This is a genomic window from Streptomyces sp. NPDC015125 (genome assembly GCF_043080045.1).
Lineage (GTDB): Bacteria > Actinomycetota > Actinomycetes > Streptomycetales > Streptomycetaceae > Streptomyces.
The window spans coordinates 1-14,012 of sequence record NZ_JBIBVF010000042.1 but is presented as its reverse complement, the minus strand read 5'-3'; the positions used below and the strand labels follow the sequence as shown (position 1 = coordinate 14,012).

Below are 14,012 nucleotides of genomic sequence, written 5' to 3'. Positions count from 1 at the left end.
TCGAGGTCGAGATGCCACCAGGAGTCGGGAAACCTCAGCTTGTAGCCCGCGGGCGCGCCCGCGGGCTGCTCCGTGACCGGTTGCGTCATGACGCCTTTCCCTTCCGCACGACGTCTCCCCTCACGCGTTCTTCTTCGATTCGTCCAGCGAGTTGGCGCTGTCCTCGTCCGTCTGCGTGAAGTTCTCGGCGATCTTGTCCGTGTTCTCGGAGAACGTCTTCACGTTGTCGTGCACCCGTTCGTGACCCGCCACCCACGCCTTGTCGAACGCGTCGAGCGCGTGCGCGAGCTTGCTGTCGCCGGCGAAGCTCTTGAAGTCCTTGCGGTCGCCCGCGGCGTGGAAGAGCGTCGCGGAGTCCCCGATCAGATCCCCGATGTTCTGGAGCTCCTTGGCCGTGTCCTTCAGATCCTGCACGGGAACGCTGATGCGACCCATCGATGTCTCCTCTCCTGCTCCGGTCCCCTGCTCCGGTCCCCTGCTCCGGTCCCCTGCTCCGGTTCCCTGCTCCGGTCCCCTGCTCCGGCCGTCCGGCCCCGTCCTCACCGGGAGGCGGGGCCGGACGGTGCGGGGCACGTCAGCCGATGGAGCCGGACGTCTGGTCGTCGGTGTCGACGAACGCGTCGGCGACCTGCTTGATGAACTCGCTGACGCCCTGCAGGCCCTCGATCGCCTTCTCCGTGCCGTTCTTGTACTCCTCCCAGTACGGACGGAACTTGGTCTCGGAGCCCGGCGTCGCGTAGGCCGCCTCGACCATCTCGTCCATCTTGGTGTTGGCCTCGTGGAGGCTCTGCTGCATCAGTTCCTTCTGGTTCTGCAGCCAGGTCGACGCCTCCCGCATCTCGTCCGGGCTGATCTGAATGTTGCCGCCGGCCATGCCGACTCCTTCCCTCGCTGCGTATCGCCGCGGCCACCGGGACCGCACACACGGGGCTGTACGGGGCACCTGCCGGGGCGGTTCACCCCTGTTGCGGAACGGTGACGAAAGCAGCCGGTGACGCGCTGACCAGCAAGATGCACCCCGCGGCCGCAGGGCGCTGCCGCCCGCCGGCAGTCCTGATCCCGAAGCCGTGGCCCCCCGGGCCTCCCGGAGCGGCAGCATGAGCAGAAGCCTTCTGGCACGGATCCGGTCCGGAGCCGATGAGGCACACCTGAACCGGCCCTGCCCGGCCCGGCCGGTCCGGTCCGGTCCGGCCAACGAACGAGGCCCAGGTCGCTGACCTGGGCCTCAACTATGGTGCGGGTGACGGGAATCGAACCCGCCCACGGGGCGCGCGTGGCACATGGTGCGGATTGCGCGTGGCGGATGGTGCGGGGCGCCCGGTGCGGTGGCGCATGGCTCGTGGCACGGGGGCTTACGGGGGCTTACGGGTGGTACTTCTCCTCGACCGTCTCGGCGGCGCCGGACTTGCGGTCCATGGTGACGCGGACGGTCACGCTGCCGGTCTTCGCAGCCTTCTCCAACTGCTCCACGGTGCACTTCGAGGTGCCGTAGCCGTCCTTGCCCATGGACACGCTGCCTGCGTCGTCGGCGCAGATCGAGGCCGCGCCGAGGACCGTGGTGGCGTTGGCGACAAAGAACGCCTGGTCCGTGCCGCCGCCCTGCGGCTTGACGATCAGCTTGCCGGGTGCGAGGTACTCCAGTTTGCCGACGATCGTGCGGTGGTTACCCGCGTGGGCGACGCCGCCCCCGCCGGAGGCGGACCCGCTGCCGGTCTTGGCGGCGGACGTCGCCTTGGCGGACGTGCCGCCGTTCTGGCCCTGCGAGCCGGAGTTGGCCGAGGAGGAGCCGCTCGTGGGCTGGTTCGAGTCCGAGGCGTGCTGCGAGTCGGACGCGGCCGAAGAGCCCGAGGAGCCGGCGGCGCCCGCCGCCCCGGAGCCCTCCCCGCAAGCCGTGGCCCCCAGCCCCAGCGCTGCCGCGGCGACGATGGCGGTGGCGATACGGCGGCCGGCGCGGCCGCGGAAGCGGTTGGTGGTGGCGGCGTTCATCGTGTACTCCCGTTGCTCTGTTCTCTCGTCTTGCTCCTGAACGATCATCAGTTTCCAACATCGAGTTGCCGTTCCGCTAACGGACGGCTAATGGGGCGCAGCGGCGCACCGCAGCGCGCGCTCCGCCGCCGACAGCACTGCCTCCAGCCCTGGTGTTCAGCGTGTTCAGCGTTCCGCTGTGACTGTCGCCATGGGCCCCGGCCGTCGTCCACGCCCCGCACGCAGACAGCCACCAACCGGTCCCCAGCAGCACCTTGCCCCTGACGCAGCCACAAAGACCGCGTCTCGCGACTCGGCATGGCGGTGTGGCCGGCCCCCGTCCTTGTCGCGGTCGGGGACGCCGGGCTTCATCGGCCGCGACGGCTGTGACCGGCCAGGGTCTGGATCTGGGACTTCTCGTCCACGCACGGACCACGGTCTTCTCCGACGGGGCGAGAGAGGCCGACGACGTCACGGACCTTGTCGATGAGAGTGGGTCGGTGGACAACTTGGAGTCAGGGACCGGTGCAGGGTCAGGGCGAAGTCCGTCAGATCCGGGAGATCGCCGACTGCGACATCCCCGTAGCTGCCGCCATCGACGGCGTCGACCAGTGTGTGGCGTTCGTGCACCGTGGAGCAAGGCGACCTTTCGGGACGGAGAGGGGCTCGGCTGATGCTGCACCTGCCCAGGGGGCGGGGCGACCGGCGGGAGGACCTTCGCCGGGTGATCAAGGGAATCGCTCCAGGTGTGCACCAGGATGCAGGGCGAGGGTATTGACGGCGTCGTTGTGACCGTCGCACTGCCGGGTCAGGTGGCTGTGTCGAGCGGTACACCGAATGCGGCTCAATGCGACTTGAGGAAGCGATTGCTCGAGTGGGAGCGTGTGACCATCTGACAATTGTTGTACGGGGGAAGTGTTTCGCGTGGGTGTTGTGCTGCCTGGCTGGGCGGATGAGCTGCTCGATCTGATCGGTGTGTCGTGGCCGAACGTGGATGAGGACGACTACCGCGAAATGGCCCACTCCATGAGGGAGTTCGCCGACGACATCGACGAGGGCGCCAACGAAGCCCACGCTGCCATCCAGGGCCTGGTCGGTTCGGCGGGCGGCTCTCTCGGCGTGGAAGCCCTCAACGCGCACTGGGGAAAGATCAACGGCAAGCACCTGAAGGGCCTTGCCGACTGCGGTCGTACGGCGGGCACCGCGATGGACGGTGTCGCGATCCTCATCGAGGGCGCGAAGATCGGCGCTCTGGTCCAACTGGGCATCCTGGCCGCAGAGGTGATCGCCGCCCAGGCCGCGGCCCCGTTCACCCTCGGTCTGTCGGAACTGGGCGCGATGGGCGCGACGCAGGCGACCCGGTTGATCCTCAAGCGGCTGTTCAAGGAGGTATGCCAGCAGGTCGCCGAGCAGGTCGTCAGCATCGCGCTGACCCCGGTCGAAGAGGCGCTGGGCGCGATGGTCGGAGACCTCGTCGTTCAGCTCGGCGCCAACGCCCTCGGAGTCCAGGACGGCGTCGACCTCAGCCGTACTGCCAAGGCCGGCAAGGACGGCTTCCACCAAGGCGTGCAGGACGCCAAGGACTCCGCCAAGGAAGCTTCCGCCAACCCGAAGATGGGACTCCTCAGCGCGGGCGGCAGCGGTGGGGGAGGGACCGGAGGCGGTGCAGGCACTGGCTTCAGCTTCGACGAGGACGAACACGACAACGTCGTGACCGGTCTGCAGAGTGCGAGCGGCACGTTCCGTAATAAGGCCGGCGGCAAGATCGGCCGTGCCAGGAGCCACCACGGCCGTACTCGCGGTAAGGACGCCATCGCGGACGCGGCGAACGTGGTGCTGGATAAGGTCGTCGACGGCATCGAAGACGGCGTGAAGAAGACCGCCAAGCACCTCGACGACGACATGACCCGCGGTGTCAAGCAGATGGCCAAGAATCACCGCGAAAACGACAAAAGCCTCGCCGACCACTTCAATGGTCTTGGGAAAGGTGGCAAGAAAGATCCCAAGGCCCCCAACAGCAGTCGTGGCTCGGGGGAGCACGGGCGTCGGGGGAGCACGGTCTCGAGCAAGCCCGGCAGGGCTGCTAACGGCAAGATTGACCCAGGCATCGATGGCCGCAAAGAAGTAGCCCGTCCGCACGGCGAAAAGGCGTGTGAACTGGACCCCATCGACGTCACCACAGGCGAGATGCTGCTCCCCCAGACCGACGTTGACCTCCCTGCGGCTCTCCCTCTGGTGCTGCAGAGAACACACCTGTCCTCCTACCGCGCCGGCGGCTGGTTCGGTCCGAGCTGGGCCTCCACACTCGATCAGCGCCTGCAGATGGACAGGACCGGCGTGGCGTTCGCGGGCGAGGACGGAATGCGATTGGTCTACCCCACCCTTGAGCTGGGTGGGACAGTTATGCCGACCGTGGGCCCGCGGTGGCCGCTGAGCTGGGACGACGTTCCCGGCGGCGCCATTCGTATCACCCAGCCAGGGACTGGGCGTGCCTTGATCTTTGCGCCTCCCGCCGCGGCCGAGCTGCTTGATGAGACACACGAACTGCCGCTTGATGCGATAGAAGATCGGAACGAGCAGCGCATCACCTTCATTCGGGACGATGACGGGGCTCCGCTGTGGGTAGAGCATTCCGGCGGCTATCGCATCGACGTCGAACTCGATCCTGAACTGCAACGCATCGCCGCTCTCCACCAGACAGATCCGAGTGCCCCGGACTCCGGCGCCACCGAATTGGTGCGCTACCGCTATGACGACGCAGGCAACCTCTCAGAGCTCACCAACTCCTCCGGGATGCCGATGCAGTTCACCTACGACGAGGCTGATCGCATCACTTCCTGGACCGACAGCAATGCCACCACATACTGCTACACCTACGATGCCCAGGGGCGGGTGGTGCACACCGAGGGCTCGGACGGGGCTTTGTCCGGCGCCCTCGCCTACGACACCGAGACCAGGGTGACACGGGTCACGAACGCCCTCGGTCAAGTTGCTGTCTACCGCTACAACAGCGACCACAAAATCACTCAGCACACAGACGCGCTTGGTCACACAACGGTTACCAATTGGGATGACGGGAGCCGACACCCTGTGTCGGTTACCGACCCACTTGGCCGAACCACTCATTACACGTACGACGACGTGGGTAACTTGACAGCGCTCACCCGCCCCGACGGCAGCACACTCTGGGCGACCTTCAATGACGCTGGGCTCCCCGTGGAGGTCGTCGGCCCTGACGGGGGCACCTGGCGCTTCACGTATGACACCCGTGGTAACCGTCTTGCTGCGACCGACCCCGCAGGTGCAACAACTACATACACGTACGATCGGAACGGCAATCCGAGCACGGTGGTTGACGCGCTGGGCCACACCAGCAGCATTACTTGCAACCTCGCGGGGCTCCCGCTCTCCGTCACCGACCAGCTGGGCGCCACAACCAGCTACGTACGTGACCACTCCGGTCGCGTTGTCTCCGTTACCGACCCCCTTGGCAATGCGACCCGTTTCGCCTGGACTGTCGAAGGGGAGCCAACGGAGCGGGTTGCCCCTGATGGTGCCGCTGAAGCTTGGCGGTGGGACGGGGAAGGCAACCTCCTCTCCCACACTGACTCTGTCGGCAACATCACCAAATTTGAATACACACATTTCGGCCTGCAAGCAGCCCGCTTGGAACCCAACGGTGTGCGGTATGAGTTCACCTATGACAGTGAACTCCGCCTCATCGCTGTGAGAAACCCACAGGGCCATTCCTGGACCTACAAGTACGACTCTGCTGGGCACCTGGTAGCAGAAACCGACTTCAACGGCCGTACCATCACCTACGTCTACGATGCAGCGGGCCAACTGATCGAGCGTACGAATGGGGCTGGCCAGTCGATTCGTCTCTACCGTGACTCCTTGGGCCGTGTCACTGAGCAGCGTACGGAGGCCGGAGAACTGACTGTTTATGCCTATGACGCGGCAGATCGGATCACCCACGCCGCCAATGCGGAAGCAGTCATCAGCAGAAAGTACGATCTAGCGGGCCGTCTGCTGACTGAATCCACCAATGGTCACGCCCTGACTTATGTCTACGACATTCTCGGAAGGCGTACGCAACGCGCCACTCCGTCCGGAACAATCAGCTCCTGGTCCTGGGACGCAGCAGGCAACCCCACGGCCCTGACATCATCCGCTGGAGCACTGACATTCAGCTTTGACGCAGCGGGACGCGAAACTCAGCGTCATCTAGGAAGCGCAGCCACGCTCACGCAGCGATGGGATGCCAGCAGCAGGCTGAGCAGCCAGACCGTGACTTCTACCTATGCCGGTCGGTCGCCCCGAACTCTGCAAGAACTCGCCGCTGTCTTCGGCGAACGCACCATTGCCGAGCGCAGCTACACCTACCGTGCGGACGGCCATCTCACATCTCTCACAGACAACCTCGCCGGTACGCGTCGCTTCACCCTCGCGGCCGGCGGTCGCGTCACGGCTGTCACTGCAGATGGGTGGACAGAGGCCTACGCCTATGACTCCGCCGGGAACCTAACCCGTGCGGCCGTCCCAGGAAGCGACGGAGCGGAGGGGGAACATAAATACTCCGGCACCCTTGTGCAATCTGCTGGGCGTCATACCTACGAATACGACGCCCAGGGTCGCGTTGTTCGCCGCAGCCGCCGTCTGCTTAACGGTCAACGACACACCTGGAGATACACCTGGAGTGCCGAAGACCGCCTCACGCACGTCACCACTCCCGACGGCGCTCACTGGCAGTACAGCTACGATCCATTCGGCCGCCGAATAGCCAAGCGGCGTCTTGCGGACGATCGCACAACCGTCGTGGAAGAAACGCGATTTACATGGGACGACACGCGTCTCGCGGAAGAGTCCACCCACGTCGGCCAGTCCACTACCTGGGACTACCAACCAGGCACTCACGAGCCGCTCAGCCAGACGATCACCCAAGCGGAGTACGACTCCCGCTTCTACGCTATCGTCACCGATCTCGTCGGTACCCCTACTGAGCTCCTCGATAACACCGGAAACATCGTCTGGCGGTCTCGGGCATCCCTCTGGGGCTTGCCCGTCAAGCCGAATATGTCCTCTATCGATTGCCCTATTCGTTTCCAGGGGCAGTATCTGGATTCCGAAACAGGCACTCACTACAACTATTATCGGCACTACGATCCAGATACTGCCCGCTATATATCCCCGGATCCTTTGGGGCTTGATCCCGCACCGCATCATCACGGATATGTCCCTAATCCTTACTCAGGCGTGGACCCGCTCGGTCTGGCAAAAAAGGATCGAGGGTGTGTAAAGCCGGTAAACTGGACCCCTAAGGGTGTCAAGGCGTTCGGTCACACATTCAGTGACCATGGAATGAAGAACAGCGTCCAGAAGATGGCAGATCGCGCCCGAAATAAAAGATTGAATCCGAAGAATGCGACGGGAGAAGAGAAGCCTCAGGGGCAGTGGCTAGATGACGATGCGGCTGCGAAATTCCTGCACTCGCATCATGATCCCAGCCTGACTCATGCCAGTCAATTGCGCGTTATTCCCATACCGGAGGGGCTGGGGAGAGTGGTCCGAGAGGATGGGAGCTTTGTTCCCGCCACGCACGCGAAGTTGATTCCCAGCGCGAGCGGCTATTACAAGACCGCATATCCAGTAATATTGGAGTAGAGGTACATGGCCTTTCAATTCTCATTTTTGAGCCCCTCGGTGGAAAGTGTGAGGGGTGCTGAATTCGATGAATTCGACCCCCTTGAAGACGAGGATGATTATGAATACCTCGTCATTCGAGCCTGTGGCGTTCTGCGCGAGACCGACGCGAAGTTCCATTTCGGCGGATTTGGTCATAATGACTGGAAGTTCGATATCGGGTACGACATGTCCACGGTCCTGGAGCAGCTTCCCGAACTCATTGCGGCGCTCCGCTCCGAGGCGCCTACTCAAATGGAGCTCTACTCCCAGGGGGTGGAGTGCACGTTGTCCTTCAGGACAGAGGCCGAGATCGTGCGAGTGAAATGCGCATCGCACACGTCATGGACGCCGGAACCCGCCGAGGAGGTGTGTGACAGGAGGCAGCTGTTGGAGATGTCGGCGAGGCTCGCCATTGACTTTTCGCAAGCTCTGGATGTGTGGGTCCCGCAGATTGCCCGCCTGGCACCATTTGTTGATTGGAAGCGCGGCAATGTCTGATCTGCGTGGAGGGAACATGTAAAGAGCGGGCAAGGCCCAGGTCTCCGACCTGGGCCTCCACTGTGGAGCGGGTGCCAGGAACCGAACCCGCGCTCTGCGCTCGGGAATTGCAGGGTTTCAACAACCGAGGGGTGCCTTCCGTCATGGCTCGTGCCCTGCTGGCCATGGACGCGGCAACGTGCCTGAAGGCCGAAGGGGACGCTTCCGTGGCAGCAGATATGGCTGCTGACGTCTGGCAGCGGCTGCCGCCGGCGTACGGGGAGGGCCTGATCCGATCCCGCGCCGACGCCCTGCACCAGTCGCTCGTGGGCACCGCTGGCACTGCCCGCAGCAGGCTCGGTGAAGCTCTTGCCGTCCGGTGATCGAGCGGCTCGTCGTAAACGCCACCGTGGCTAGCGAGCGAGGAGAAGTCGGATATCTGAGGGAGCCTCAAGAACAGCCACCAGTACGGGTAGTCAAGTCCGCCCGCCAGGTCGAGGGCTCAGGATCGAAGACGCTGGTTCTCGTTCTCCAGGGCAGCCACACGACGTTCGAGCTCGGCATGCGTCGGCTGCACGGCGAAGGCACAGGCGCCGTGAGGGGGTGTGACGCAGGACATGCAACCCGTCGGCGGTCCGGGGTGGTCCCCGGTGCGTGCTGCACTCTTCTTCCCTCCCTGCCGCCACCGGTGTGCCGACGCCCGCAACCGTCGACCTGACGGTCGTGGTGCCCGCGTACAACGAGGAGCACCGGCTTCCCCGGACCCTCGATGCGATCTGCCGCTATCTGCGCTCCTCGCCCGGTCGGCATGCCGGCTGGGAGCTGATCGTCGTCGACGACGGTTCCACGGACGCCACCGCTGCCGCGGTCCGCGAGGCGGCGGCGGCCGAGCCGCGGATTCGGCTGGTGGGGTCGCCGTCGGACCCCGGACTGCCTGCCTCGCACGCGCGCAACCGTGGCAAGGGCCACGCGGTACGCCTGGGTGTGCTCGCGTCGCGGGGCGGCCGGGTGCTGGTGACCGACGCCGATCTGGCCACCCCCATCGAGGAAGTGGCCCTGCTCCACGACCGGCTCGACGCGGGTTACGCCGCTGCGATCGGGTCCCGCGCGCAGCGGGGCGCACGCGTCGAGGTGAGCCAGCATCCGCTGCGGAAGCTGCTCGGCCGGGTGGGCAACCAGGTGATACGGGCGGTCGCCGTGCCCGGTGTCCGTGATACGCAGTGTGGCTTCAAGCTCTTCGACGGCGACCAGGCACGCACCGTCTTCGGGCGCTCGCGGGTCGACGGCTGGGGCATCGACGTGGAGATTCTGCGGATGTTCCACGAGGCGAAGTGGCCGGTGGCCGAGGTGCCGGTGCGCTGGGCGCACCAGGCGGGGTCCAAGGTGCGCGCGCTGGATTACGTCGGAGTGCTCCTGGAAGTGGTGCGGCTGCGGGTGCGCGGCGCCCTGCGAAGGATGCGGCCCGCCGACCGGGTCGTGGTGCTCGGCTATCTGCTGGTGTCCGTGTGGCTCTTCAAGGGGTTGTGGGCCGATCTCGGCGGGAGCTACCTGGCCGACAGCGGGCAGGACCAGAACCAGTGGGAGTGGTTCTTCGCGGTCACCGCGCACGATGTCTTCGGGCTGCACGACCCGTTCTTCACCACCCTGCAGAACCATCCGCTGGGTGTGAACCTGATGGCGAACACCGCCATGCTCGGACTGTCCGTCCCGCTGGCGCCCGTCACCGCGCTCTTCGGGCCCGCCGTGACCTGGGCGCTGGTGCTGACCGGCGGCCTGACCGCGACCGCGGCCGCCTGGTACTGGCTGCTTCTCAAGCGGTTTGTGCGGTCGCGCCGGGCGGCCGCGCTCGGCGGGGCCCTGTGCGCCTTCGCACCGCCGATGATCTCGCACGCCAACGCGCACCCGAACTTCGCTGTGCTGTTCATGATGCCGCTGATCACCGACCGGCTGCTGAGGCTGTGCAAGGCCCGCGGCCAGGAGGCCCGAGGCCAGGAGGGTGGCGGCCAGGAGGCCCGAGGCCATGACGACGGCGGCGGCCATGACGACGGCGGCGGCCATGACGACGGTGGCGGCATCACTCGCCGCCGTACCGTCCGGGACGGTGTGGTCCTCGGCCTCCTCCTGACGTACCAGATCTTCCTCGGTGAGGAGGCGCTGCTGCTGGCAGCCGTCGGGCTGTTGCTCTTCGCGGTGGGCTACGCGGCCGCGCGCCCCGCCGTCGCCCGCGCGCTCTGGCGCCCCCTTGCCCGCGGCCTGGCCGTCGCCGCGGGTGTCTCTGTGCTGCTGCTCGCCTACCCGCTCGGCCGGCAGTTCTTCGGCGCCCAGAGCTACACCGGTGTGCTGCACGGCTCGACGGGCAACTCGCCGCGTGCACTGGTGGAGTTCGCGGGCCGTTCGCTGGGTGGGAACCCTGCCACGGCTGACGCCCTCGCCCTCAACCGCACCGAGCAGAACGCCTTCTTCGGCTGGCCGCTCCTCGCGTTGACCCTCGTGGTCGTGGTGTGGCTGTGGCGGGAGCCCCGGGTCCGGGGGCTGGCGGCGGCCGCCTTCGGGACGATGCTGCTGTCCCTGGGCCGCACGATTCCGGTGCCCGGCACGGACATCACGCTGCCGGGGCCGTGGCGGCTGCTCTACGACCTCCCGCTGTTCGAGTCGGTCATCGAATCGCGGATGGCGATGGCGGCGGTACCCGCGCTCGGCATCCTCCTGGCCCTCGCCTGCGACCGCTGGGACGCCCAGGCCCGCCCCGCCGACTCCACCGGGCGCCCTGCCGCCGTCGACCGGGCGTTGAAGGCCGTGGGGTGGGCGGCAGTCGCCGCCGCGATCCTCCCGATCGTGCCCACGCCGCTGGCCACCGTCGGCCGTCCCGCCGTTCCCGCTTTCGTCGCCGACGGCACCTGGCGCGCGTCCGTACCGGAGGGCCGCACTCTCGTCCCCGTGCCGGTGCCCGACCCCGGCCGCACGGAAGCCCTGCACTGGCAGATCACCGCCGGCCTCGGCTTTCCGCTGCCCGGCGGCTACTTCAACGGACCGTACGGGCCCGACCGGACCGGCATCTACGGCCCGGTGCCCCGCTCCACCTCCGCCCTCCTGACGGAGGTCAGCCGCACCGGCCGGATCCCGGACATCGGCCCGGCGCAGCGCCGAGCAGCCCGCGAGGACCTGCGCTTCTGGCGGGCGGGAGCGGTCGTGCTCGCTCCGCAACCGGGAGACCAGGCACTACGTCTCACTGTGCAGCGGCTGATGGGGGCGCCGGGACGGTGGATCGGCGGCGTCTGGGTGTGGCAGGTGCACGGGGACACCGGCGCGCGACCGAAAGCGGCCTGAACGCGAGAGTGTGAGCGGCAAGAGATGACCGAGATCGGATCCGAGGACCGTATCGAGGCCGAGCGGGCGTACACGGAGTACGTGTCCGCCAGGCTGCCCACGCTCCGCCGCATCGCGCACCTGCTCTGCAAGGACCCCGACCGCGCCGACGATGTCGTGCAGACCACCCTCACCAAGCTGTACGTCCACTGGCGGCGCGCCTGCGCAGCCGACGACCTGGACCGCTATGTGCACACCATGCTCGTCCGGTGCTTCCTCAACGAACAGCGGCTCGCATGGGCGCGTGTGCGTCTGTCGGGAGCCCCGCACGAAACCCCGGGGCTGCCGCCTGCCGAAGGCATGCCGGACATCGAGACGCGCGCTGTCGTCCACACGGCGCTCTCGCGCGTCCCGGCGCGGCAGCGCGCCGTGCTCGTGCTGCGCTACTTGTGCGATCTGCCGGTGGCGGAGGTGGCTGGGATCCTCGGCTGTTCGGAGGGAAACGTGAAGAGCCAGTCCGCCCGCGGCCTCACCCGGCTGCGTGCCCAACTCGGCGGTCAACTGCCCGCATCCGCGGCGTCCATGAGGGAGGCGTAGCGGCCGTGCACGACGATGAGCTGGAACAGGAAGCGGCCCGACTGCTCTCCCCGCTGCGCGCTCTCGAACAGGAGCCCGGGGGGCCGGGGGTGGATGTGGCCCGCGCCATACGACAGGGGCGTCAACGGGCACGGGTGCGCCGGGCGGCACTGCCGGTGGTCGCGGCGGCCGTGGTCGCGGTAGTGGCCGCAGCCTTGGTTTTGGTGATCCACGTCCTGCCCGGCATCCGCAGCGTGCCGCCCGCCGACCGGCCACTCATCCCCAGGCCGGGGCCGTCCGCCGTGCAGACACCGAGCCCGAGTGGCACGGAAGCCCCTTCGCAGACACCAAGCCCGTACGGGACCTCGCCGGGCCCGAGGGAAACACCGACCGACACGTCGACAGCCCCCACGGGGGCTCCCTCGGGCACGGGTACTCCCACGGACACGGGGGCTCCCTCGGGCACGGCGACGTCGAGCTCGGGCGCGTCGGCCACTGTGAACCCCACCACCGGCGCCACTCCCACCAACTGAGGTGCCGCGCCCTCCCCTCCCCACGGCCTGTCGGACCCACGGCCTGTCGGACCCACGGCCTGTCGGACGGACGGCCTGTCGGACGGACGGCCTGTCGGACGGACGGCTGATCCGGTGGCCCGGTACAGCTCGTGCCGCGCCGCAATCCGTCCCCGGAGGTGGTGCGGTGCGGTGCGGTCGGGCACGGCGGTGCCCGGTCCGTGCCTGCGGAGCCCGGTCGGTGGCCGAGGAGGCCGACGCATTTCCGGTCGAATAGGGGCGAGCGCCGATGCTGAATATCTCATGCCGCAACTGCAGAAATGGCCACTGGTGCGGTAAGGGTTTTTTGCCTTCTCGAAGGCGCCGGGATCATGTGCCGCGCATGACCGCCGGTACCGTGCTACCGTCGCTCCCAGTTGCAGTTGTGGTTCCCAAAGACTTCAAGCGTGCTCGCTGTCGTACACGGCGGAGCGCTTTCGTATTTCCGGTGTTTATTTCCGGACGGGCAATCAACGCAGCGATACGGAGTCCGCACGGTGTGGGCTCCGGGCACTGCCCCGAAGGAGATATGACATGGCTACTGGCATCGTGAAGTGGTTCAACGCGGAAAAGGGCTTCGGCTTCATCGAGCAGGAGGGTGGCGGCCCCGACGTCTTCGCCCACTACTCGAACATCGCCGCCCAGGGCTTCCGCGAGCTGCAGGAAGGCCAGAAGGTGAACTTCGACGTCACGCAGGGCCAGAAGGGCCCGCAGGCCGAGAACATCGTTCCCGCCTGACGCTGACGCGTACACCGTAGCTGGGGCCCGCACCTTGGGTGCGGGCCCCAGCTCGTTGTTTTTCGGCGTTTCCCGTGTGCCCCGCAACGGCCGCACACGCGGTGTGCGGGCAGCCGGTTCGGCTTCCCGACCGCTATGACACGGCGGGCAAATCCGCCCGAATTTTACGATCAGGCAACCGTTTCGCTCTTCTTTGCGACGTTGCCGGTCCCGCTTCGGCGTACCGGGTCGACATATTTCCGCCCCGCTTCGTTTCATCTCAATTCATCGGTTCGTTCTTGCGATTCTGTGTGCGGCTCATTGCTGCCGGGAATTCCTCGACGTACCGCATCGAGGAAGGTTCTCCTTGAACCGCACAGCTCGCACGAATGACCGCTACTCCCGCTCGGCCGACTCGTCCGGCTCAGGCCGCGGCGGCTACCGCTCCGGTAGGCCGAACCGCTCGGGCGCGGGCCGTTCCGGGGGCCCCGGACGGCGTCCCGCGACACTGCAGGGAGAGTTCGCCCTGCCCGTCACCCACACTCCCGCCCTGCCCCCGGCCGAAAATTTCACCGAGCTGGACATGCCGTCGGCGCTGCTGGCCGCCCTCGGCGCGGAAGGCATGTCCGCCCCGTTCCCCATCCAGGCCGCCACGCTGCCGAACTCGCTGGCCGGACGCGATGTTCTCGGCCGCGGACGTACCGGCTCGGGCAAGACGCTGGCCTTTGGTCTGGC

At 66.8% G+C, this 14,012-nt stretch carries 11 protein-coding genes; 7 read left to right on the top strand and 4 right to left on the bottom strand.

Going from position 1 to position 14,012, the window contains the following annotated elements; all coding sequences use genetic code 11:
* Positions 1 to 120: 120 nt before the first annotated feature.
* The 3 genes from ACF088_RS41095 to ACF088_RS41085 all read right to left on the bottom strand — a co-directional run bounded on the left by ACF088_RS41095 (position 121) and on the right by ACF088_RS41085 (position 1,986).
* Positions 121 to 435 (bottom strand): hypothetical protein, encoded by a 315-nt coding sequence (locus ACF088_RS41095; protein WP_392381103.1) that lies wholly within the window; start codon positions 433 to 435, stop codon positions 121 to 123.
* A 139-nt stretch (positions 436 to 574) separates the two neighbouring features.
* Positions 575 to 874 (bottom strand): WXG100 family type VII secretion target, encoded by a 300-nt coding sequence (locus ACF088_RS41090; protein ID WP_366416417.1) that lies wholly within the window; start codon positions 872 to 874, stop codon positions 575 to 577.
* A 488-nt stretch (positions 875 to 1,362) separates the two neighbouring features.
* On the bottom strand, positions 1,363 to 1,986 hold the full coding sequence (locus ACF088_RS41085) for a hypothetical protein (protein ID WP_392381102.1): 624 nt from the start codon (positions 1,984 to 1,986) through the stop codon (positions 1,363 to 1,365).
* A gap of 903 nt (positions 1,987 to 2,889) precedes the next feature.
* Between ACF088_RS41085 and ACF088_RS41080 the strand changes: the two genes are divergently transcribed.
* From ACF088_RS41080 to ACF088_RS41060, 5 genes are all read left to right on the top strand, one after another.
* Positions 2,890 to 7,629: a DUF6531 domain-containing protein gene (locus ACF088_RS41080; RefSeq protein ID WP_392381101.1), complete on the top strand. Its 4,740-nt coding sequence runs from the start codon at positions 2,890 to 2,892 to the stop codon at positions 7,627 to 7,629.
* A gap of 6 nt (positions 7,630 to 7,635) precedes the next feature.
* The gene (locus ACF088_RS41075) at positions 7,636 to 8,148 is read left to right on the top strand and encodes a hypothetical protein (protein ID WP_392381100.1); all 513 of its coding nucleotides are present in this window, start codon (positions 7,636 to 7,638) and stop codon (positions 8,146 to 8,148) included.
* A 143-nt stretch (positions 8,149 to 8,291) separates the two neighbouring features.
* A complete protein-coding gene (locus tag ACF088_RS41070; RefSeq protein WP_392381099.1) occupies positions 8,292 to 8,510 on the top strand; it encodes a hypothetical protein in 219 nt (72 codons plus the stop codon).
* Positions 8,511 to 8,781: 271 nt separating this feature from the next.
* On the top strand, positions 8,782 to 11,454 hold the full coding sequence (locus tag ACF088_RS41065) for a dolichyl-phosphate beta-glucosyltransferase (RefSeq protein ID WP_392381098.1): 2,673 nt from the start codon (positions 8,782 to 8,784) through the stop codon (positions 11,452 to 11,454).
* Positions 11,455 to 11,478: 24 nt separating this feature from the next.
* On the top strand, positions 11,479 to 12,030 hold the full coding sequence (locus ACF088_RS41060; protein WP_392381097.1) for a SigE family RNA polymerase sigma factor: 552 nt from the start codon (positions 11,479 to 11,481) through the stop codon (positions 12,028 to 12,030).
* Positions 12,031 to 12,151: 121 nt separating this feature from the next.
* Here ACF088_RS41060 and ACF088_RS41055 read toward each other — a convergent pair whose 3' ends face one another.
* Entirely contained in the window at positions 12,152 to 12,337 is a 186-nt protein-coding gene (locus tag ACF088_RS41055) for a hypothetical protein (protein ID WP_392381096.1), read from the bottom strand.
* Positions 12,338 to 13,094: 757 nt separating this feature from the next.
* Here ACF088_RS41055 and ACF088_RS41050 point away from each other — a divergent pair.
* Together ACF088_RS41050 and ACF088_RS41045 are read left to right on the top strand one after the other, a co-directional pair.
* On the top strand, positions 13,095 to 13,298 hold the full coding sequence (locus ACF088_RS41050) for a cold-shock protein (RefSeq protein WP_392381095.1): 204 nt from the start codon (positions 13,095 to 13,097) through the stop codon (positions 13,296 to 13,298).
* A gap of 346 nt (positions 13,299 to 13,644) precedes the next feature.
* Positions 13,645 to 14,012 (top strand): DEAD/DEAH box helicase (locus ACF088_RS41045; protein ID WP_392381094.1); only part of this gene is annotated, 368 nt, incomplete at its 3' end.

Coding starts and splice junctions, on each gene's coding strand:
- ACF088_RS41095 (WP_392381103.1), bottom strand. CDS start 435: ATGGGTCGCATCAGCGTTCCCGTGCAGGATCTGAAGGACACGGCCAAG.
- ACF088_RS41090 (WP_366416417.1), bottom strand. CDS start 874: ATGGCCGGCGGCAACATTCAGATCAGCCCGGACGAGATGCGGGAGGCG.
- ACF088_RS41085 (WP_392381102.1), bottom strand. CDS start 1,986: ATGAACGCCGCCACCACCAACCGCTTCCGCGGCCGCGCCGGCCGCCGT.
- ACF088_RS41075 (WP_392381100.1), top strand. CDS start 7,636: ATGGCCTTTCAATTCTCATTTTTGAGCCCCTCGGTGGAAAGTGTGAGG.
- ACF088_RS41070 (WP_392381099.1), top strand. CDS start 8,292: ATGGCTCGTGCCCTGCTGGCCATGGACGCGGCAACGTGCCTGAAGGCC.
- ACF088_RS41060 (WP_392381097.1), top strand. CDS start 11,479: ATGACCGAGATCGGATCCGAGGACCGTATCGAGGCCGAGCGGGCGTAC.
- ACF088_RS41050 (WP_392381095.1), top strand. CDS start 13,095: ATGGCTACTGGCATCGTGAAGTGGTTCAACGCGGAAAAGGGCTTCGGC.